The sequence below is a fragment of the Sporofaciens musculi genome (genome assembly GCF_009830285.1).
Lineage (GTDB): Bacteria > Bacillota > Clostridia > Lachnospirales > Lachnospiraceae > Sporofaciens > Sporofaciens musculi.
The window spans coordinates 4,705,671-4,726,973 of sequence record NZ_WUQX01000001.1; the positions used below are offsets into that span (position 1 = coordinate 4,705,671).

The window sequence follows — 21,303 nt, forward strand, 5'->3', positions numbered from 1 at the left end:
AATTTTCCAGGAATGGAAATATACAACATGAACAAGAAATTACTTCCTTGACTTCTATTTTGTAGGTCGAATGTATATTCTATATCATTTATGATATTGCTCTGAGCACATACAGCCTGGAGTCAAAATCACCGTACTCCTCCGTATTTTCCACAACCTGTCCGGACATACTGTCAGTGGTAATCAGACCAATATTCATCAGCTCATCCCCATAATAAGACTTTCCTGTCCCTTCCTCCTTATAGCAGAAATCTGGACTAAGCCCATGTAGACGCACCCTGGTATACGGCATATTCACATGATTCAGCGTGCGGTACCATCCAACGATGGCCTCCGTCTGATCTTCGCTGACCACCATCCAGCAAGTAATATTTCCTTCAAATGGACTGGTAAGCCTGTAAAATGTACCAAACTGCAAAAGCTTACGGTACTCCTTCATAAACACAATCTGAGCCTTCACCGACTCCAGTTCTTCTTCGTTCAGTTTATTCAAATCCAACTCATACCCAAAGGTTCCAAAATACGCTACATTTGCCCTGGTATGCAGCGGTGTATCACGGAACACCTGATGATTCGGCGCCACTGACACATGGCTCCCAATACTGCTGATGGGATAACAAAAGGACGTTCCATACTGAATCTTCAAACGCTCTACCGCGTCAGAATCGTCACTTGCCCACCCCTGAGGCGCATAGTAGAGGATGCCAGGGTCAAACCTCGCCCCACCGCTTGCGCAGGACTCAAAGAGAATGTGGGGGAAACGGGTATTCAGGCGTTCATACAGGTCATATACCCCCAGAATATAGCGATGGAACACTTCTCCCTGCCGTTTCGGAGGAAGCGCTGCCGAATAACACTCTGTAATACTCCGATTCATATCCCATTTAATATAGGAAACCTTCGCCTCACTCAAAATCTTTGCCATCATTTCATAAATGCAGTCAACAACCTCTTTCCGTGAGAAATCCAGTACATACTGGTTTCTGCCATGGGAAATGCTTCTATTTGGCGTGGCAAGAATCCAATCTGGATGCTTACGATAAAGGTCAGAATCTTTATTCACCATCTCCGGCTCAAACCAAAGGCCAAACTTCATGCCTAACTCTTCAATCTTCTCGGCAAGTCCGGTAATTCCACGGGGCAGACGCTCAAGATTCGCCTCCCAGTCGCCCAATCCTGCCCTGTCGCTGCTCCTCTGGCCAAACCAGCCGTCATCCAACACGAACAGCTCTACGCCGCACTCCTTTGCCTTAGCCGCAATCTCTACCAGACGGTCCTCCGTAAAATCAAAATAGGTGGCCTCCCAGTTATTATTTAAGATTGGCCTTGCCTTATCACGCCAATATCCTCTGGCAAGACGCTTCTGATATAATCGGTGGAATGTCTGGCTCATGCCGTTTAACCCTTGGTCAGAATAGACCATCACTGCCTCCGGCGTCTGAAAGCTCTCCTCCTTCTCAAGCGTCCAGTCAAACCCCATAGGATGAATCCCCATGAGCACTCTCGTAGTAGCATGGGTGTCCACCTCAGCCTGCGCCAGAAAATTGCCGCTGTAGATTAGGCTAAATCCAATGACCTCTCCCTGAAACTCACTGGCATCTGGACGCTTCAGCACAATAAATGGATTATGCTCATGGGAGGAATGTCCTCTGAGACTGTCCACCGCCTGAATTCCCTGCTCTAATCTCCTTACCTTCAGATGCCGTTCTCTCGCCCACGCGCCGGAAAATTGAAGCCACTCATAATTATAGTCGGGCAAATCCATACACAGGCTCATAGCCGTCGTAAGATGAAGCTCATCCGTCCCTTTATTAGTAATCTTTGCACTTCTGGCAAGGATGCCTCCTTTGGCAAAGATGGTATATAACAACTCCAGAACCACTCCTGTAACCGAATCCTTAAGTGTCAGAATTAAGGTCTCCGCTTCCTCCTCCTTCTCCGTATAGGTTGCCGGAAGCCCATTAAGCTTCGGTTTTCCTTTCCTAATCTCATAGCCTTTATATTGAAAATCACAAAGCCTGCTGCCATTTGGCTGTAATATTTCCACCGCAGGATGGCGGTAATCCGTTGTCCCATAGACGCCATACTCCTGTTTCACATGCTCCAGAGACAAAGAATATTCCCCTTCATACAGATAGGAAGCCATAGAGCGCGGCAACGACTCATATAAATAAGAAAAATCCTCCCTGTCATGAACCCTTTTCCCGAAGTAGAGCTGCCCCATATGCCCGTTGTCCAGCACCATCATAAGATAGCTGATTTCCTGATTATACAGATGGAATGTCTTTGTCCCCTCATTAAATACAATACTCATAAAATCCTAACCTCCCAAGCCAGTTCAATTTATTATTTTAAATGATTGTATCTAAGGAATCCTCCTATGGCTATATTCATTTGTCGGATAAAAATGTCCATATGTTGGTTATAGCCTTTCTAAATTGTCTAAATGCTCCTCCAAATGCTCTTTTGATTCACTCCGGCTCTTTTCCCTATATTTTGCCGGTGTAATCCCCCGTTTCGACTTAAATACCTTTCCAAAGGAATATGCGCTCTGGTAACCGCAGGAAAGGGCGATTTCCTCAAGTTTTAAATCCGTGAGGGTCAAAAGCTCTGCCGCCCTGGTAAGACGGTAATTCGTCAGATAATCCTGCACAGACACATGGAGATACCTGCGGAACAGCTCATACAGATAGGTTCGGTCAACACAGACATATTTGGCAATATCCGCCACGCGAATTGAATTAAAATAATTGTTGCGGACAAATTCCACCGCCCTGCTGATATGGACATTTTCCCCCTCCTGCCCCTTGGGCGTCCCAATCTCTATATCCCGTGACAGAAGGGCAAAAAAAGAGTACAGAAGACTCTGCCTTTCATACTGACTGGTAATGCTCCCTGTGGCATTTTTCAGCATACGAATGACTGTATCCTTCAACTCCAAGGCATGGTCGCTTCTGTAAATAGGCTGCCCACTATTCAGTCCGATATCACGCAGATATTCCCTGACGTTGGTTCCGTTAAAGCCAAGCCATAGGTATTCCCACGGCTCATCTGCATCTGCCTGATAGAAGGTCAGTACATTTGGCTCAATCAGAAACCCCTGTCCGTCCTCTAAACAGTACTGAACATCCCCAATACAGTACCTTCCCTTTCCTTTTAAAATATAGTGAATGAGATAATCCGGCCTGACTGCGGGCCCAAAGCTGTGCAGCGGCTCACATTTACTGTAGCCGCAACAGCAAAGATATAATTCAGAAAACTTTCGGTTCGATAACTGTAATACATAAGCATCTTCCATGGTAATACCTCTCCTCTGTATTTTTTCGTACGTACTGCCCCCTCTTTAGCCACACGTATTTTCATAAATCTCCCAAAAATACTCTATTTTCCCGCCTGTAATACCACGTCTTCATCATCCGTCTCTGATTCGTCTTTTCTCATAAGAGTACTGCTTATGGCATGTGATGGACATGCTTTTTTACACAGACCGCAGCGGATACACTCCAGACTGTTGGCATTTTCCACCGGATTCACCTGCATTTTACATACCTTTGCACAGACACCGCAGCCCGTACATCGCTCTTTCTCTACCCTGTAGCGAAATACGGAGATTGGATGAAACACCGAATAAACTGCCCCCAGAGGACATATATATTTGCAAAACGGCCGGTATATTAATATAGATAAAACAATCGTAGCAACAAGCAGTACATTTTTCCACACATACAGCCATCCCAGGGCGCTTCTCATAGATTGATTTAAAAGCACCAGAAAAAAACCGCCCTCCAGCGTCCCTGCCGGACAGATTAGTTTACAGAAGTAAGGCAAACCCTGCCCCAGAATATCCACCAGAAACATGGGCATGAGTATAACAAATACCACCAGAATCACATATTTTAATTTCCTAAGCAGCTTATCTCCCCGAAACGTCCCAATCTTCTTGAAAAATGGAAGCTTATGCAAAAGGTCCTGAAGCAGCCCAAAAGGGCACAGCCAGCCGCAGACAAATCTTCCCATTAATGCGCCTACAAACATCAAAAAACCCGCCGCATAGAACGTAAACTTAAAATTCCAGTTTCCAATTACCGCCTGCATGGCCCCGATCGGGCAGGCGCCAAGGGCGCCCGGACAAGAATAACAATTAAGCCCAGGAACACACAGATTTTTAATCTTCCCTTGATATATTTTCCCCTGAACAAACCCGCTCAGGTAACTATTGGTAAGCAGCGCCCATAAAGCCTGAAGCCTATGGCGTTTCCACTCAAATCTCTTTTTACTATCCAATTCCAATACACTCCATACATATATTGATTGCCTTTTCCAATACCACACCCATCTCCCCGCGGTAAATACCGAACACCATGCTCCCAAGTCCCAGAACAGTGATACAAATTCCCATCCAGAAGGACCTTAGGCGGCGGCTCACTTGACCGCCTCTTTCAGCTCATTTTCTATAATAAGCTTCCAATCCTCGTAGGAACGGCTTCCAGAATAGGTTTCTCCAACAATATTGCCCTCCTTGTCCACAAAAAACGTTTCCGGTACGGCATTAATCCCTGCAAGTCTGCCTCCTAAATAGCCTTCATCCGGTATCAGAAAGGGATAAGACACCCCTGTTTTTTCTGCCAGAAGCTTCGCCTTCTCCACCTTTTCAGAACTGCCGACAGCATCCAGGGCAATACCGACTATATTGACACCTTGGCCTTTCATTTCCTCATAAAGCTTCCCCAGATCTGGAATCTCATTGATACAGGGTGTACACCAGGTAGTGAAAACATTTATCATAGTCAGGTCATAGTCTGCAAACATTTCCTGTGTATAGGTCTTATCATTGATATCCTTTATGGAGAATTCCCCCAGATTTACCACACTGTCTCCCAAGCCGTCTTCCTCTTTTGACGACGCCTGATGATCTTCTGCCTCTGACTCCTTCTGGGATGCAGAAGATTGCCCGTTAGAGCCACAACCGCTTAAGATGGGCGTACAGCACAGAGAGGCTGCCAATAAACTACATAACACTTCTTTTCTGAATCTCATCATGTCATAACTTCTCCTTTTTCTTAAATCTTTCTTATTTTAACATATTATTTCTAAAACAGTGTGAAATGTATGTAAAAATCAAAAAAAAGTTGAAAAACCTCTCTGAACATGGGAAAATAATAGTGATAACCAAGAAAGAAGGTAACACCATGTCAGAAAATCAAAAACAGACACGCCCTGCATTTCACGGAAGCGACATTGAGCAGATTGAAAAATATTATGGTATCCCGAAAGAAACCATTATAAAATTCGGCGCCAATGTAAACCCTCTGGGCTTATCCGCCTCGGTACGAAAAGCCATGGCCGAACATTTAGATATCATAACCAGCTACCCTGACAGAGACTATAAAACTTTGCGGCAGGCCATTGCAGGCTACTGCAATACAGATATAAATTATGTGGTGACAGGAAACGGCTCAACAGAACTGATTTCCCTGCTAATCACCCAGCGAAACGCCAGACATGCTCTGGTAATCGGCCCCACTTATTCAGAATACGAAAGAGAACTGTCCCTCACAGGAGGACGAATTTCCAATTATAATCTGGAGGAATCACAAGAATTTCGGATAGACCTTCGCCATCTGGAGTATGCTCTTGATGATGATGTAGATTTCCTAATCCTGTGCAATCCAAACAATCCTACTTCTTCTGCCCTCACCTGTGACGAGCTTGATTCACTGGTCAAACGGTGCAAAGAACGCAAAATTTTTGTAATGATTGACGAAACCTATGTGGAATTCGCCCCCTCCATAGATGAGATTTCCGCCGTTCCCTTGACTGCACGCTATGATAATCTGATGATTATTCGCGGCGTATCCAAGTTCTTCGCTGCCCCAGGACTTCGGCTCGGTTATGGAATCACCAGTAATCGGGCATTTCTGGATAATCTGAAGCAGCGTCAGAATCCATGGTCATTAAACAGCCTGGGCGCATTTGCAGGTGAAATCATGCTGAAGGACAGAGATTACATCAGCCGCACAAGAGAGCTGATTCTTTCTGAGCGCAGAAAATGTCTTACCGTCTTGGAGGATTATCGCTACGCAAAGGCGTATCCTGCTTATGGGAATTTTATTCTGGTAAAGATTTTGAAGGAAGGCATAACCTCCTTTGACGTGTTTGATCACGCCATTAGACAGGGTATGATGATACGGGACTGCTCCTCCTTTTCCGGTCTTTCGGGGGAATATATACGGTTCTGTATTATGATGCCAAAGGATAATGAACGACTCCTGCACTGTCTGGGGGAATTGCTGGCTTGATGCTTAAGGACCAGCCTTACGTATCCCTTCCATAAAGACTCCGTTGCCGCAGGACTTGAAAAGGCATTTGAAAACAAAAAAACATCTCTGTAAAATCGAACCTTATCAAATATAATACAAAGTTACGAAAGGAGAAAATCATTATGAAGTATGTAATCCTCGGCGGAGTAGCCGCCGGCACAAAAGCTGCTGCCAAGTTAAAACGCTGCGACCGAACGGCAGACGTGAAAGTCTATACCAAGGGAACGGACATCTCCTATGCCGGCTGCGGCCTCCCCTACTACATCGGCGGCGACATCCCCAACCGAGAAGGCCTGATTGTCAACACCCCCAAGCGTTACAGCGGGCTTACCGGTGCAGAAGTATTCACCGGCTTTGAGGCAACAGGCATTGACAGCGCCTCTAAGACTGTCTCTCTGAAAAATGGGTCCGGAGAAGCATTTACAGAAGCCTACGACAAATTAATTATTGCCACAGGGGCAGTTCCCTTCGTCCCTTACGTTGAAGGCCGAGAGCTTCCCGGCGTATTCTGTGTCCGTACCCCTGACGACGCCGTGGCGACGCGCGCCTACATAGATGAGCACAAATGCCAAAAGGCTGTGGTGTGCGGTGCCGGCTTCATCGGACTTGAAGTGGCGGAAAATCTGATGGCACAGGGACTTCAGGTGACGGTCATTGACGCCGCGCCTCAGATTATGCCGAACGCCTTTGATGAGGAGATGGCGGACTATGCGAAAAAGCAGCTTCGCCTGGCCGGTATGCGCATACTGACCTCCACCAGCTTAACAGGAATCGAGGGTAACGGCAAAGCCAAGAAGGTTGTGACCGACAACGGCGCCTTTGACGCTGATATGGTAATCCTGGCAATCGGCGTTCGTCCTGCCACGGGATTTCTGGCTGATTCCGGTCTTGAGATGTTCAAGGGAACGATTCTGGTGGACGAGCATTTACAGACCAATCTTCCGGACATCTATGCAGTCGGAGACTGTGCCATGGTAAAAAATGCCATCACCGGACAGGGGCAATGGTCAGCCATGGGCTCTACTGCCAATCTTGCGGCCCGCGCCATGGCAAAATCTATAAATGGAGAAGGGACGGGTTACAAAGGATGTCTTGGGACAGGCGTGGTGCGCCTGCTGCCAACTCTGAATGCCGGACGAACCGGACTTACAGAAGTCCAGGCAAAGGCAGCCGGTTACGCCTCAACCTCCGTAATCTGCGTGTTAGACGATAAGGCCCATTACTATCCCGACGCGTCCTCATTTATCATCAAATTAACCGCTGAGACTACAACCGGAAAACTCCTTGGCTTACAGGTATTCGGCGCCGGCGCCGTAGATAAGATGACGGACATTGCCGTTGTAGGCATTTCACAGGGAATGGGGCTTAGTGACTTTGACACCCTGGATTTTGCTTATGCACCGCCATTTTCCACGGCGATTCATCCCTTTGTCACCGCATGTTATATTCTGGAAAATAAGCTAGACGGCCTGTTTGACACCATAAGCCCCTCAGATTACACAAAAGGCGCTGCCAAAGGATACACGGTGCTGGATGTACAGCCCGCAGCTTCCATCCCCAATGCCCGTTGGATTGACCTTTCCACAGTGAACGGTCCTTTAGACGGACTTGACAAAGACGCCAAGCTCTTACTTGTCTGTGCCAAAGGTAAGAGAGGATATTTCTTACAGAACCGTTTGAAAGCCTTTGGCTATACCAACACAAAGGTTCTGGAGGGAGGCGCATTTTTCAATGAGGTAAAGGTCCCAAGAGACGGCCGCAAGCTTTCTGCCGAGGAAATCAAGCGGGTCAAGGGACTTGGCTGCCTGCAGGATAAGCGGTATGGCGACGTATTCAATGTCCGCGTCATCACCCGCAACGGAAAGCTCACCACTGATGAGCAGATTAAGATTGCAGAGGCGGCAGAAAAGTTCGGCTCTGGTGAAATTACTATGACTACCCGTCTGACCCTGGAAATCCAGGGCGTTAATTACGACAAGCTTGAGCCTCTCTTTGCATTTTTGAAAGAAGCGGGGCTAGAGACCGGAGGAACAGGCTCTAAGGTGCGTCCGGTTGTATCCTGCAAGGGAACCACCTGCCAGTACGGGCTGATTGATACCTTTGCCCTCTCCGAAAAGCTCCATGAGCTATATTACACCGGCTATCATGACGTGTCCTTACCGCACAAATTTAAGATTGCCGTAGGTGGCTGTCCCAATAACTGTGTGAAGCCAGACCTGAATGACTTGGGGATTATCGGCCAGCGGCAGCCGGAGATTGATTTGTCCAAATGCAAGGGCTGCAAAATCTGCAAGGTTCAGAACAGTTGTCCGATTAAGGTTGCCGAGCTGACAGACGGCAAGCTTCGGATTGCTCAGGAAAAATGCAACCATTGCGGACGGTGTATCGAGCAATGCCCATTTGGCGCAGTAACAGAAGCCATGACAGGCTATAAGGTCTATATCGGCGGACGGTGGGGCAAGAAGGTTGCCGAGGGGCGTGCGCTTGGAAGGCTCTTTACCTCTGAGGAGGAGGTCATCGGCGTGGTAGAACGGGCGATTCTGTTCTTCCGTGATGAAGGAATATCAGGAGAACGTTTTGCAGACACAATCGCAAGGCTTGGCTTTGACTATGTGCAGGACAAGCTTCTGAACAGCAAGCTTGACAAGAAACAGATTCTTGAGAAGAACGTTGTCGGAGGCGCTACCTGTTAAAAGCTGAAAATAAAAACGTACAAGATATGGTAAATGTTGATTCTTTCCATATCCTGTACGTTTTCCTTTGCTTACTACTGAACCAAATACAATTTCTTTGAAGCGCCGCCCTGAGAAATGGCTTCTGCCACATCCTCAGCCGTAACCTTTTCTTCATCCGTCAGCACCCGAAATACCCTGTCATATTCTTCCCCTGGAAGCCGTCCGATAAAATAGAGAAGCTTCTCATAAATCTGCCCTTCTGGGGACGCATATCTGCCTTCTCCAACTCCAAGCCCTATCACATTCATAACGCCTTCCGAATAAATATATGGCAAAACATCTGTCAGCAATTCCTGGAGAGAAGCTTCCGACTCAGCAAAGCTTTTCACATCCTTTCCTCCAAGCAATTCCTTGGCCCTCTCCCTGTCACAGAAGAAGCGGCGCTCTGGCTGTCCTTGCGTTGAATCAAGAGGATATGTCCACTCAATCCTGTCCACGTTTTCAATCAGACACAAAAGCAGGATGGCTTTTTTCTCCATCTGCTCATTGAAACCAAGCTCTCTTGAGGGTTCGTCTTCAAAATGCAGCTTAAGCGTATACGGCTCTTTCTTGGTTTCCAACTCCATTGTCCGCCCCATTTCCGGAAATATCCCCAAGGCTTCCACTAGCTTTCCGTCTGCCGGTGCGTCGCCAATGTAAGGATTTGCCGCCTCGAATAACATTTTCGCATATGGAGAAACCTCATAATCAGATTTCAACTCATCGGTGTTTTTTTCAGAAAACACCAAATAGTATAGAAGCTCTCCATCATTCTGCCCTATAACCTCCTGCTTCGTCCGTTCATCCATAAATTCCTGACAGGGAATCTTCCGAAGCTGACTCTCACTGCTTCCCATCAAATGCCATGCCGCCAGCGCAATATTCTCTCCTTCCTTCACCTTATACCATTGGGACTGATTTTCCAGGAAATAGCTCTCCATCATTCCCAGATAACCGTAACCTAGCGATTCCCAGGAATTGGCATCTCTCGAAAAATCTTCTTCTCCCTCAAACTGATTCAGGAAGTTAATATTCCATTCCCCATCCATCGTCTGAGAATTTCTCTCTACCCTAAGGGTAAGTGTTCCGTCTTTCTTAACGCCAGCCTCTTTAAAATCCTCTGCCCTTAAAACTCCATACTCCAACAGCTCTCCGGCTCGATAATACTCTTTGTAAATCAAAAAACTTTTCATCTTACCGTCGAGTCTGTACTCATATTCAATATCTCCCTTACCAGGCTGTTTCACACAGCGTATCTGGGGCTCTCCGCCCTGTCCGTTTCCAAGACAAATTACGATAATCAGAATACCTGCTGCAATTCCCAGCGCAGCCGCCTGAAATACTCTGCCAATTCCATTCATGTCCTCACCCTCCGATCTCACTTTCCTTGTGTAATAAGCAGAATACCTGCCAGTACCGTTCCTATCTAAATTTCAGGCTATATGAAAATACCTGTTTTGTCAACAGCTTTTCCATTTTTATATTACACTGTATTTATATGCACTATTTTATGTTACATCTAACAATATACTACATTCAATGCTATACTTTTTATAATAGAAACTAATGCAGAAAGAAAACACGACCAATGAAGAACGATAAAGGTGAAATAATCAGCGGAATACGCCAACTGAAAAAACCAGAATATGGCACTGGAAAGAATAATCGGTTTGGCCAGCCGATAGTGAATTGGAATTATTTATCAAAATATGCGGATGACGACGGGTTTGACATCAGAAATATCGAAAGCAACGGAAAACATACTATTGAATATATTCTGCCCTATGGCAGCAGAATCATCCGATATGGAAGTGAAATTGGCCATTTCTCATCTCCTAAAGGAACTGCATATGAAGAACTATCATTGCCGTATATTCCGGAAAGCATGGAATATAATGAATATAAGGTTATTGCTGACAATGTCCGTATTGTATGTGTCGTAGACAAAGGAATTGTCGCCCCAGGCTTCGACAGTCTCGGCGGCGCAGTCCAATATCTTCATCCCATTACAATCAGAGAAGCCGTCAAAAAAGGCATGTTGGAAAGGATATAGCTATGGGAAAAACTATGCGTGAACCACCGTCTACAACAAAAGATAATAATGATTTATATATAGAAATATTAATGAAGGCGCTGAAGGAATTCCATATTCCAGAAGGCTTCTGTTCAATCGGAGAGTATACGGAAGAAGCAGTCTGCCTCGAAAAGAACGAGCCTAGCTGGATGGTGTACGAAGGCGAACGAGGGAAAAAATATAACATCAAGACGCATATGAACTGTCGGGACGCCTGTTATGATATCATATCCAGGGTTTCACAGTCTAATGACGCTGAAAAAAGCTTGAAAGATTTTTTTAATCTGGAATGTGAAAAAATTAGCTTTAACCGTTTCGTGTATGCAGTTTAATCCCCTCCCTGACGGCTTGTCATATTATCCCAAATATGATATAGTCGGTACAAAGGAGTGGGTATGTCATGACAAAAGAAAATATAACCAAGAACCAGATTACAGAAGGCGTGATCTGGCGTCAGTTGTTAATCTTCTTTTTTCCAATCGTAATAGGAACTTTATTCCAACAGCTATACAACACGGTAGACGCCGTCATTGTGGGCCGGTTTGTGGGAAAACAGGCTCTCGCAAGTGTCGGCGGCTCTGCCGCTGTATTGTCGAATCTGATTATCGGATTCTTTACCGGTCTTTCCGCCGGCGCCACTGTAATCATTTCACAGCATTACGGGGCGAAAAATGCAAGAAATCTCCACGAAAGTCTCCATACTGCCTATGCATTTTCCATCATTGCAAGCCTGGCAATCGCAATTCTTGGGTGGGTTCTGACCCCTTTTCTTTTGACTGCCATGAATACGCCTGGGGATGTTCTCACCGATTCCATCCTGTACCTGAGAATCTATTTTCTAGGGATGATCTCTGTGCTGATCTTTAACATGGGCTCTGGAATCATGCGGGCAATCGGAGATTCCCGCCGTCCCCTGTACTATCTGATTGTCTGCTGCCTTCTGAATATTGTGCTGGATATCGTCATGGTGCTGGTATTCCATCTTGGTATCGCCGGTGTCGCTGTTGCAACCGTCATCTCCCAGTCAGTCAGCGCTGTTCTGGTCACACGGGCGCTGATGACCGGTTATGACTCACTGAAGCTGTCCCTTTCCGCCATCCGTATCGCACCCGCCATGTTAAGAGCCGAGCTTCGCATCGGGTTTCCAAGCGGGCTTCAATCCTGCATGTACGGGATTACCAACATCATTATCCAGGCAGCGGTTAATGGGTTCGGAACCGACCCTGCCGCAGCGTGGGCGGCCTACGGTAAACTGGATGCCATCTTTTGGACCGTATGCGGGGCATTCGGCATTGCCATCACCACATTTGCCGGACAGAATTACGGTGCAAAACGGTATGACCGAGTGTTCAAAAGTGTTCGGGTCTGCCTTGGGATGTCCCTTGGCATATGTGGACTTCTGTTGGTTTTCCTAATGGTTTTCTGCCGACCCCTTTACCATATATTTACCACAGACATAAATGTAGTGGATATCGGAGTCTATATGCTGCGGTATATCACGCCCAGTTATATTGTCTTTATTTTTATTGAAATCCTCTCCGGTGCGCTGCGCGGAATCGGTGATGTGATGATTCCAACCCTCATTACCCTGGGCGGTGTGTGCTGCGTGCGCCTGCCCTGGATTCTGCTGGTGGTTCCCAGATGGCACGAGCTTTCGACGATACTCGTCAGCTATCCTATGTCATGGGTGGCTACGGCTGTGCTGCTTATCTTCTACTATTTTTACAGGAAAAAGCGTATGATTGTCTGAAATCTTCGGGCAACGACGGTTTTATTTTCATATATCGTTCAACTATTATGATACGCTTACATGCCTCTCAAGCCAGCGGGCGACTCCGTCCGCTTTTACTCATTTTTCTCTCCCCGACATGTATGAAGGTCTATCAGCCCTTACAGATTTCCTCTATCTGCTCAAGCTCCTCCTGCGTAAATTTCCCGTGGCGTGCCGCAGAAATATTTTCTATAATCTGTTCTGGCTTTGACGCGCCAATCAGAACTGAGCATACTTCATCATCCTTAAGCACCCAGGATAAGGCCATCTGGGCCAACGTCTGCCCCCTCTGTCCGGCAAGCTCATTCAGCTTACTAATCTGGCTAAGCCTTCCCTCCGTCAAATCGCTTGAATGAAGGAATCTGCCATCCTGTGCAATCCGGCTATCCTTTGGAATTCCATGAAGATACCTATCTGATAAAAGCCCCTGGGCCAACGGGCTGAATGCAATGATTCCCACGCCGTTTTCTTTACAGAATGATTTCACTCCGTCTTCTTCGATGGTTCTGTCAAATATAGAATATCTCCTCTGGTTCACGATTACAGGACAATGCTGCTCTCTCAGAAAATGAACAGCTTTTTCTGTGTATTCCTTATCGTAGTTCGACACGCCAACATAGAGCGCCTTACCACTTCTCACAATATCCACAAGCGCGGTTAAAGTCTCCTCCAAGGGCGTATTCTTGTCCATTCTGTGATGATAGAAAATATCCACATAGTCAAGCTTCATACGCCTTAAGCTGGCGTCTAGGCTGGCCATCAGATATTTTCTGCTGCCATAATCTCCGTAAGGCCCTTCCCACATGTGATAGCCTGCCTTTGTCGTAATCAGGAGTTCATCCCTGTACGGCCTGAAATCATCCTCCAAAAGCCTCCCTAAGTTTTCCTCCGCACTGCCGTTTTCCGGCCCGTAATTATTTGCCAGGTCAAACTGGGTGATTCCGTGGTCAAATGCTGTCCTGCACATCGCACGCATATTATCATAAGAATCCTTAGAGCCAAAATTATGCCAGAATCCCAGAGAAACAGCCGGAAATTTTAAGCCGCTTCTGCCTACTCGGTGATATTCCATTCTTTCATAACGTTCATTTTCTGCTACATACATGTTCAAATGATTCATTTTTCCTCTCTTTCTGTGTGTACACTTTAAACTCTGCTTCATTGATATTTTAGGATCTATCATTCATTATATGAAAATAAGGAGTATAACGCAATGATGAATTAAATTCTGCAATGAAGGTTTAAATTTTAAAGTTGCCAAACACAGGAAAAACGTTTATGATAGAAAGCATATAGTCAATATGTCGCATACGGTCTGCGCTTACAATTCATACAACAGAATCTAAAAGGAGTTGGTAGGATGAAACATTTACAGATTGACCAGAATATGAAGGCTCTCTGGCCCGCTACAAGAGTCGGCTGCTTCCAGTATCAGGTTCAAGTAGAGAAGAAGAATGAAGAAATGTGGACGTATCTCAAGAAGGACATTTTCAAGAGAACCAAGGACGCAATCTTTGATTACGGCATCAACGAGCTTCCTAACATCAAAGAATCCCGCCAGGCATACAAGGCGTTCGGAAAAGATCCAAGCCGATATCGAGTCTCCTCCGAGGCGTTAATCCGCAGAATCGGTCAGGGGAAAGGGCTTTACGAGGTAAATACAGTCGTGGATGTCAATAACCTGATTTCCATTCAGTCCGGCTTCTCCGCAGGCTCCTATGACGCCTCCAAGATTGGTGAAGAACTTATCTTCCGTGTAGGCAGGGAGTACGAGACGTATAAGGGTATCGGGAAGGATGAAATCAAGATTGACGGACTTCCTGTTTTGGCGGATGATGAGGGGGCAATCGGAAGCTCTACCAGTGACTCTGAACGGGCAATGATTACGGGAGATACAACGGAAGTCCTAACGCTTATCTATTCCTTTTCCGAAAACCAGGATTTAGAACGGGCAATGGAATATGGAAGTGCATATCTTGAAAAATATGCCGGTGCAAAGAATCTTCAGTGTTGGATTGTGTGATAATGGGTTTAGCTTACAGAGCCAGCCTATCCAGGCATACACGGTAGTGTAGAATAATTTGTGTCTTTGGAAAAAAATACCTCTTTTTTGGTAAGAATCAAGATATGACAATTCTTATCGAAAAGGAGGATTTTTTATGCCAGCAACAAAAGAACAGATTCGACAGATTATTGCAGATAACAACCTAAACAGCGTAGCTGATGTCTACAGCCTGCTCAGAGACAGCTTCAAGGATATCCTTCAGGAACTCATGGAGGCAGAATTGGATGCGTCTCTCGGTTATGAAAAGAATCAGAAAAGAGAGGCTCCTACATCCAATAAGAGAAATGGACATACCCCTAAAACATTGAAGAGTCAGTATGGTGAGTTCCAGATCGATGTCCCAAGGGACAGGGAAGGGGAATTTGAGCCAAAACTGATCCCAAAATACCAGCGGGATATTTCCGGGATAGAGGAAAAAGTGATATCCCTCTACGCAAGGGGCATGAGCACAAGAGACATCCATGACCAGATACAAGATCTTTACGGGATGGAACTGTCAGCAGAAATGGTCAGCAAGATCACAGACAGGGTCCTGCCGGAAATAAAGGAATGGCAGTCACGTCCGTTGAATCCGATCTATCCTTTTGTGTTCATGGACTGCATCCATTACAAGGTCAGGGAGGATGGGCGCATCTTAAGCCGGGCGGCTTATATCGTGCTGGGCATCACAGCAGATGGTTACAAAGATATCCTGAGCATCACAGTAGGAGCTAATGAAACGAGCAAGTTCTGGCTGGGCATGTTAAATGATCTGAAAAACCGCGGTGTACAGGATGTACTGTTCTTCTGCGTGGACGGGCTTCCCGGTTTTAAGGAAGCGATAGGGGCAGTCTATCCGGATGCCCAGATCCAGAGGTGTGTCATCCATATGCTACGCAATTCTTTCAAATATGTCAATTACAGTGACCTGAAGAAATTTTCCTCAGATTTCAAGGCAGTATATAATGCCCCCAATGAAACATCTGCTCTTTCAGAACTGGAAAAGATCAAAGAAAAGTGGGGAAGGAAATACCCCTATGCGATAAGTAACTGGGAGAATAACTGGGAAGACATCAGTTCCTTCTTTCAGTTTTCAGATGATATCCGGCGTATCATGTATACTACAAATATCATAGAAGGACTGAACCGCCAGTATCGGAAAGTGACAAAGACAAAGAGTGTATTCCCCAGCGACAGCGCGTTGGAAAAGATGCTTTATCTTGCCAGTGGAAATGTGATCAAAAAATGGACACAGCGTTACAGAAACTGGGACCAGGTGCTGAACCAGCTGATCGTCCTGTACGGGGAGAGGCTTACCCGGTACCTGTAAAATGAAAAGCCGGAACGACATATCGCATCAAAACGTTCCGGCCTTATTTCATCGGCATTAGCAGTATTGCCAGAAATTCCCGGTCTTATTCCGGAGGCCGGGTGTGGGCAGAGCCCACGGAAAGAGTTTCTGCTGCTAATGTCTGATTGGTGTGCCAAAAATCAATAAATATGTATAAAACCTGACTATCTGGTAATACTATTATCATAAAAAGAATTCGACAACATAAAAGTAATGATATTCGACAGCAGATTTCTACATATCTGATTCCTACCAGTAAAGATTATTTCTCCAAAGACACAAGATTATTTACAGTCTCGCATACACAGGATGCGAAAGAGGCTGGTCTGAGGCTGAATTTTCTCCAATTAAATTTGAACCTCCGTCATGTGTATTCCTCCTGAATTTTTCTCAAGCATCTTTTCTGCCAGTATTACTTCATCTGCCGCATTACTCGTGGTCTCCCTTAACTGCACAAAACCATTTTTCAGCCAGAAATGTTCTGATTGTGGATTCCCTTTTACCCAAGCCAGACGAACAGAATGGTAGCCCAGCTCAGTAAGATATCTGCACAAATCGTCAATGATTGCCGTTCCTACTCCTTGGTTCTGTAATGATGTATCTGTCATGAAAAAACCGATATAAGCAATCCCTTTTTCGGGATATCCGTCGATAAAATCCATAACCGCGATTAGCTTTTCATCCTGATAAAATCCAATATAATATTTGTCTTTCTGCTCTTTTCCAGGCGGCAAAATCTTCATATCCTCTCGAATTGACTCCCGCGTAACAAAAGGCGGACAGTATTCATAGTATAAGACATTCTTACTGAGCAAATGATATATTTCGTCGATATTCTGGTCGGTAAGCCTATGAATTTTATATTGAGACGAAAATAATTTTATCTGCATCATACCCAACCTCTATCTTTGCATTTTTCTCTATCTTCAATAATATTTCACAGATTTATTTTTTCGTAATGATTGCTATGGCACAGGACATTCTTCCATAAACAATAGAATATTCAACATCCTGATAGCCTGCATCTACAAAAAAACTTCTGTATGAATCCATATCGAATTGCCGTTTAAATTTTACTCCTAAAACTTCCAGCAGGCGCACCGCCTTTTTATTCCTCGCATCAGACATATTTATATATGTGGGAATAATGATTTTACCTCCTGGTTTACACACTCTTTCCAGCTCTTTTATTACGGTGTGAGGGGATTCTAACAAATGAATCACATTTCCTGCGACTACCTTATCAAATCTATGAGCCTGACACTTCAACCGTGTCATATCTGCACGCCTTATTTTTACATTGTCATATCTGCGGCAATTTTTTGAAGCCTGCTTTAACATTCCTTTGGATAAATCTGTCGCTATTAATTGCCTGCATTTCGGCGCAATATATTTGCTGATGGCGCCGGTTCCGCAGGCACACTCTAATACAATATCATCTTTTTCAACTTCTTCCGCTACCCTTTTCCCCAGGTTTTGATACACCTTACGATTGTATAGCGTTTCAAATAGGTCATAAAAAGCTGCTGCTTTGTCCCAAAACATAAGTATATTCTCCTTTCCTGCCTATACTTCAACCCTCTTTTTCATCCACTCGCCATAACCCCTGTCTAACTGACAAGCATACATTTTCTATATACTCTGGAGGGCTCGCCATTCATATCTTTCATTGTCTGATAAAATTCAAAACCATACTTTTCATATAATCCTATATGGTCTGTCGATATGAAGATATCATGAACTTGCTCCGATTTCGCAAGTCTTTCAATTTCCAAGAACAATTCCCCTACATATCGATGCCCCCTGTACTTTGGAAATGTATACACAAATCCTATCCATGGGGTTAATTCCGTGGGCTGTATGTCATCTTTTTCAGTATAAGTACAGAATGAAACGAGTTCCTCTCCATTTGTCAGCATCAATACTCTTGGATTTTCACCCACAACCTCCTTTAACTTATTCTCCCTTAACAAGTTAAACAGATATTGCCCTGCGCCCCAGTCGCTTTTCTTTATTTGAGATAACCAATATTCTTGCCGGCCGCAGTTGAAATAATCTATTATTTGCATTTGTAATTTATCGTTATATTCGCTCAAATTCCTCTTCTCCTTTAATTCTTACTGTAAACCTGGAATATTTCCAAGATAATTCTTATTATATTGTTTCTTTTTTAAATTATCAATAATAATTTCCGCCATACACCTCCTTTTCCCAAGCTCAGCTACTCTACGGAACGTTTATTGAAATCTCAAGATTCTGCATTATAATAAACTAAGAAGGAGTAAAATAATATGAATCATGTAAAAATCGGGCAGCTCATTTGCAGGCTGCGGAAAGAAAATAAGCTGACTCAATTACAGTTGGCCGGACAGTTGGGCATCAGCGATAAGGCGGTTTCAAAATGGGAACGGGGATTAGGATGTCCCGATGTCTCTTTGCTTCCGGATTTGTCAAGAATATTTAACGTTGATTTAGAAAAACTGCTTTCCGGCGAAATGAATGAAAATGAAAGTTTAGGAGGGAATATGAAAAAAATGAATTTTTATATCTGTCCAACTTGCGGAAATATGATTACTGCAATGACAGATACCAGTATTTCATGCTGCGGCAAAAAATTAAGTCCTCAACAGCCAAAAAAGGCAGACGAGGACGAGAAGCTTAATGTGGAAATTGTGGATGATAACTACTTTATCGCAAGCGACCACCCCATGACACGAGAACACCATATTACATTTGTGGCGTTACTGACAGGTGACAGTATAATGCTTCGCAAACAATACCCAGAATGGGATCTGCAGGTGCGTATTCCTGCGTTTGCACATGGGAAACTGCTATGGTATTGTACGAAGCATGGGCTGTTTTATCAGTTGGTGTAACCAGGCTTTATCGCTTTTCGGGTATACAATAAAATAATTACTCACTCATTGGAATCTTTAGTTCGGTAAAACCGGTTGGGAATTTTTGCTTTTCCCAACCGGCTTCTTAGCTGTGTTCCAGGTGGAGATATTTCTCACGGGTAGCAAGTCCACCGCGGATGTGACGCTCGGATTTGTTGAGGTCTAGTATTTTCCTCGCTTCCGCAGCCAAGGATGGGTTGACTTGGAGGAGACGTTCTGTTACGTCCTTATGTATGGTTGTCGCAAATTAGAACGGTTTCATTCAATCCTAAATCCCCGAACAAACGCAGGTAAATATCTACATTTCCTTCTTTGTCTACTTCTATCTTTTGGATAATCTGTTTCAGCTGCTCATTCGTCATATCCCTGACAGACACGATATCCTCTATACGCTTGAAGGTCATTCTTATCACATCTTCTAACTGGTCGCCTTTGTTCAGATTATACTGGACCAGTTTCAGATTATTTTCCAACTTCTCAATCTCTGCCTTCATCCCTCCAATCTTCTCATTCAGTTCCTCTCTGCTGATCAAATCATCCGTATACATATCCATATATTTTTGCCGGGTCTTTTTCATTCTCGCAAGGCTATCATTTAATTCCTTCTCATAATTCTCATTTTCGTCTTTTGCTTTGTAAATCTTAACAAATTCTTTTACCACATGGGCAATGACATTCTTTTTTGATTTCAGCATTTCTGCAAAATATTCTTCCAATGCCTGAATTAATTCTTCTTCATCAACCGTAACTGCATTCGGACAATTATCCGCCCCTTTTCCATTATGCCCGGAACATACCCAACGGATATATGTGTTCTTATAAGTACGGACTGTCCTCCGGAACGACCATCCGCACTCCTTACATTTTATCAATGTACTAAAAAGATATTTATTGCTTTGTCTCTCTCGCTTCATATTAAATGCTCCATGGCGTCCCGCCAATACTTCCTGTGCTTTATCAAATTGCTCCGGCTCAATAATCCTCAAATCTGGGCGGTCTTTTACCAGCCATTCAGACTGGTCTTTTCCTGCCCTTGTGCCAGTCAGGAAATCCGTTACTTCTTCTTTCCCATTAATAATCTTTCCGGTATACAGTTCATTCGTCAAGATGCGGCAGATTGCGTTCTGGCTAAAGCTATAGCCCCGCTTCGTCTTACAGCCTCTTTCATTAAGCATATTCGCAATCTTGGCCGCTCCATATCCTTCCTCTATATACCATGTAAATATCTGACGGATAATTTTTGCTTCTTCTTTATTAATTCCCAAGTTAAAATAGTCGCCGTTTGTCTTATCATAGCCGTATACAATATTCGGTACCCGCCCTTTCTCTGCATTCATCTTTTTTCCGAACTTCACACGTTTAGAAGTATTCGCACTTTCTTCCTGTGCCAGTGCGCCGAATATTGTCAGAACGAACTCCGACTGCCCCAAGACGGTCATATTCGCCGTCAGGAACGTCGTTTCAATGCCCAGCGCTTTCAAAGTCCTGATACTCTGTAAAAGGTCTACCGTATTACGTGCAAAACGGGATATGTCTTTTACGACCACCATATCAAACAATCCCTGTTTTGCATCCCTCATAAGCTGGAGAAATTCTTTGCGGTTTTTAATCTTTGTACCGGAAATTCCTTCATCTGCATATAGTTTTACAAGGTCATGACCATTTTTCTGCGTATATTCAGTGAAAAATTTCTTTTGTGCATCTAAACTATTGAGCTGGTCGGATTTATCTGTAGAAACACGGCAATAAGCAGCAATATTCATAACTCAGACCTTTCTAATTAAATAATAGCGTTCTGTTACGACTCCATTATATAATGTAGCGAAAAAAAAGACAAGCTATTTTCTTATACCTAAGTTTTTCATACTAAGGAAAGAACCGCTAGCTTACGCAGCGGTTCTCTCGTTCATCTTCTTCTTTGCCTCCCTTGGAGGCATTTTGATTTAAAATTTGTTCCACTCTCCCAGTGTTAGCAGCAATAAAAATCTGCACTATGTAATCTGCCGACGCCTCTTGGGTGTTTGGATTGTGGAATCTAAAATTTAATTTCTTTTTTTTAATGATTGTCTCCGCCTCCCTTGCTATCTCTTTCAACTGGTTTCTCTAACCTATGCCATCTCATGGCTTTTTAG

At 44.5% G+C, this 21,303-nt stretch carries 20 protein-coding genes and 1 pseudogene; 8 read left to right on the forward strand and 13 right to left on the reverse strand.

The genetic code is table 11. The annotated features are described in order from the left end of the window. Nucleotides 1–88 precede the first annotated feature (88 nt). From GN277_RS23790 to GN277_RS23810, 5 genes are all read right to left on the reverse strand, one after another. Nucleotides 89–2,314, reverse strand: coding sequence for an alpha-galactosidase (locus GN277_RS23790; protein WP_159754659.1), 2,226 nt, complete (start codon nucleotides 2,312–2,314; stop codon nucleotides 89–91). 108 nt (nucleotides 2,315–2,422) lie between these two features. Further along, nucleotides 2,423–3,298 (reverse strand): AraC family transcriptional regulator, encoded by an 876-nt coding sequence (locus GN277_RS23795; protein WP_159754662.1) that lies wholly within the window; start codon nucleotides 3,296–3,298, stop codon nucleotides 2,423–2,425. Nucleotides 3,299–3,381: 83 nt separating this feature from the next. Then, a complete protein-coding gene (locus GN277_RS23800) occupies nucleotides 3,382–4,284 on the reverse strand; it encodes a 4Fe-4S binding protein (protein ID WP_330587430.1) in 903 nt (300 codons plus the stop codon). After that, complete coding sequence (locus GN277_RS23805) at nucleotides 4,277–4,399, reverse strand: CD1871A family CXXC motif-containing protein (protein ID WP_159754668.1); 123 nt, start codon at nucleotides 4,397–4,399, stop codon at nucleotides 4,277–4,279. Before GN277_RS23805 ends, GN277_RS23800 begins: the two co-directional genes overlap by 8 nt. A gap of 23 nt (nucleotides 4,400–4,422) precedes the next feature. Next, nucleotides 4,423–5,040, reverse strand: coding sequence for a TlpA family protein disulfide reductase (locus GN277_RS23810; RefSeq protein WP_159754671.1), 618 nt, complete (start codon nucleotides 5,038–5,040; stop codon nucleotides 4,423–4,425). A gap of 149 nt (nucleotides 5,041–5,189) precedes the next feature. Here GN277_RS23810 and GN277_RS23815 point away from each other — a divergent pair, with 149 nt between their 5' ends. Beyond that, complete coding sequence (locus tag GN277_RS23815; protein WP_159754674.1) at nucleotides 5,190–6,299, forward strand: pyridoxal phosphate-dependent aminotransferase; 1,110 nt, start codon at nucleotides 5,190–5,192, stop codon at nucleotides 6,297–6,299. Between the two features lie 143 nt (nucleotides 6,300–6,442). Further along, entirely contained in the window at nucleotides 6,443–9,013 is a 2,571-nt protein-coding gene (locus tag GN277_RS23820) for an FAD-dependent oxidoreductase (RefSeq protein WP_159754677.1), read from the forward strand. 74 nt (nucleotides 9,014–9,087) lie between these two features. On the opposite strand, the gene GN277_RS23825 is transcribed toward GN277_RS23820, so the two are convergent. After that, nucleotides 9,088–10,395, reverse strand: a complete 1,308-nt coding sequence (locus tag GN277_RS23825) for a DUF4825 domain-containing protein (protein ID WP_159754680.1) — start codon at nucleotides 10,393–10,395, stop codon at nucleotides 9,088–9,090. A 227-nt stretch (nucleotides 10,396–10,622) separates the two neighbouring features. On the opposite strand from GN277_RS23825, the gene GN277_RS23830 reads away from it, so the two are divergent. The 3 genes from GN277_RS23830 (at nucleotide 10,623) to GN277_RS23840 (ending at nucleotide 12,858) form a co-directional block, all read left to right on the forward strand. Then, a complete protein-coding gene (locus GN277_RS23830) occupies nucleotides 10,623–11,087 on the forward strand; it encodes a TNT domain-containing protein (protein ID WP_159754683.1) in 465 nt (154 codons plus the stop codon). Between the two features lie 2 nt (nucleotides 11,088–11,089). Further along, complete coding sequence (locus GN277_RS23835; RefSeq protein WP_159754685.1) at nucleotides 11,090–11,440, forward strand: hypothetical protein; 351 nt, start codon at nucleotides 11,090–11,092, stop codon at nucleotides 11,438–11,440. A gap of 68 nt (nucleotides 11,441–11,508) precedes the next feature. Then, on the forward strand, nucleotides 11,509–12,858 hold the full coding sequence (locus GN277_RS23840) for an MATE family efflux transporter (RefSeq protein WP_159754688.1): 1,350 nt from the start codon (nucleotides 11,509–11,511) through the stop codon (nucleotides 12,856–12,858). Between the two features lie 133 nt (nucleotides 12,859–12,991). Here the strand turns inward: GN277_RS23840 and GN277_RS23845 are convergent, their stop codons facing one another. Continuing rightward, nucleotides 12,992–13,984: an aldo/keto reductase gene (locus tag GN277_RS23845; RefSeq protein ID WP_159754691.1), complete on the reverse strand. Its 993-nt coding sequence runs from the start codon at nucleotides 13,982–13,984 to the stop codon at nucleotides 12,992–12,994. 255 nt (nucleotides 13,985–14,239) lie between these two features. Here GN277_RS23845 and GN277_RS23850 point away from each other — a divergent pair, with 255 nt between their 5' ends. Together GN277_RS23850 and GN277_RS23855 are read left to right on the forward strand one after the other, a co-directional pair. Continuing rightward, complete coding sequence (locus GN277_RS23850) at nucleotides 14,240–14,902, forward strand: B3/B4 domain-containing protein (RefSeq protein WP_159754694.1); 663 nt, start codon at nucleotides 14,240–14,242, stop codon at nucleotides 14,900–14,902. A gap of 136 nt (nucleotides 14,903–15,038) precedes the next feature. After that, entirely contained in the window at nucleotides 15,039–16,253 is a 1,215-nt protein-coding gene (locus tag GN277_RS23855; RefSeq protein WP_159751631.1) for an IS256 family transposase, read from the forward strand. Between the two features lie 368 nt (nucleotides 16,254–16,621). On the opposite strand, the gene GN277_RS23860 is transcribed toward GN277_RS23855, so the two are convergent. From GN277_RS23860 to GN277_RS23870, 3 genes are all read right to left on the reverse strand, one after another. Next, the gene (locus GN277_RS23860) at nucleotides 16,622–17,167 is read right to left on the reverse strand and encodes a GNAT family N-acetyltransferase (protein ID WP_244324877.1); all 546 of its coding nucleotides are present in this window, start codon (nucleotides 17,165–17,167) and stop codon (nucleotides 16,622–16,624) included. 52 nt (nucleotides 17,168–17,219) lie between these two features. After that, on the reverse strand, nucleotides 17,220–17,819 hold the full coding sequence (locus tag GN277_RS23865; RefSeq protein ID WP_159754697.1) for a class I SAM-dependent methyltransferase: 600 nt from the start codon (nucleotides 17,817–17,819) through the stop codon (nucleotides 17,220–17,222). 65 nt (nucleotides 17,820–17,884) lie between these two features. After that, on the reverse strand, nucleotides 17,885–18,370 hold the full coding sequence (locus GN277_RS23870; protein WP_159754700.1) for a GNAT family N-acetyltransferase: 486 nt from the start codon (nucleotides 18,368–18,370) through the stop codon (nucleotides 17,885–17,887). A 195-nt stretch (nucleotides 18,371–18,565) separates the two neighbouring features. Between GN277_RS23870 and GN277_RS23875 the strand changes: the two genes are divergently transcribed. Further along, complete coding sequence (locus GN277_RS23875; RefSeq protein ID WP_159754703.1) at nucleotides 18,566–19,150, forward strand: helix-turn-helix domain-containing protein; 585 nt, start codon at nucleotides 18,566–18,568, stop codon at nucleotides 19,148–19,150. A gap of 106 nt (nucleotides 19,151–19,256) precedes the next feature. Here GN277_RS23875 and GN277_RS23880 read toward each other — a convergent pair. The 3 genes and pseudogenes from GN277_RS23880 to GN277_RS23890 all read right to left on the reverse strand — a co-directional run. Then, a pseudogene (locus GN277_RS23880) lies at nucleotides 19,257–19,412 on the reverse strand (sporulation transcriptional regulator SpoIIID); the annotation flags it as partial. Then, nucleotides 19,399–20,934 (reverse strand): recombinase family protein, encoded by a 1,536-nt coding sequence (locus GN277_RS23885; protein ID WP_159754706.1) that lies wholly within the window; start codon nucleotides 20,932–20,934, stop codon nucleotides 19,399–19,401. The pseudogene GN277_RS23880 and the gene GN277_RS23885, both read right to left, overlap by 14 nt. A 118-nt stretch (nucleotides 20,935–21,052) precedes the next feature. After that, entirely contained in the window at nucleotides 21,053–21,265 is a 213-nt protein-coding gene (locus GN277_RS23890; protein ID WP_244324878.1) for a hypothetical protein, read from the reverse strand. Between the last annotated feature and the right edge of the window lie 38 nt (nucleotides 21,266–21,303).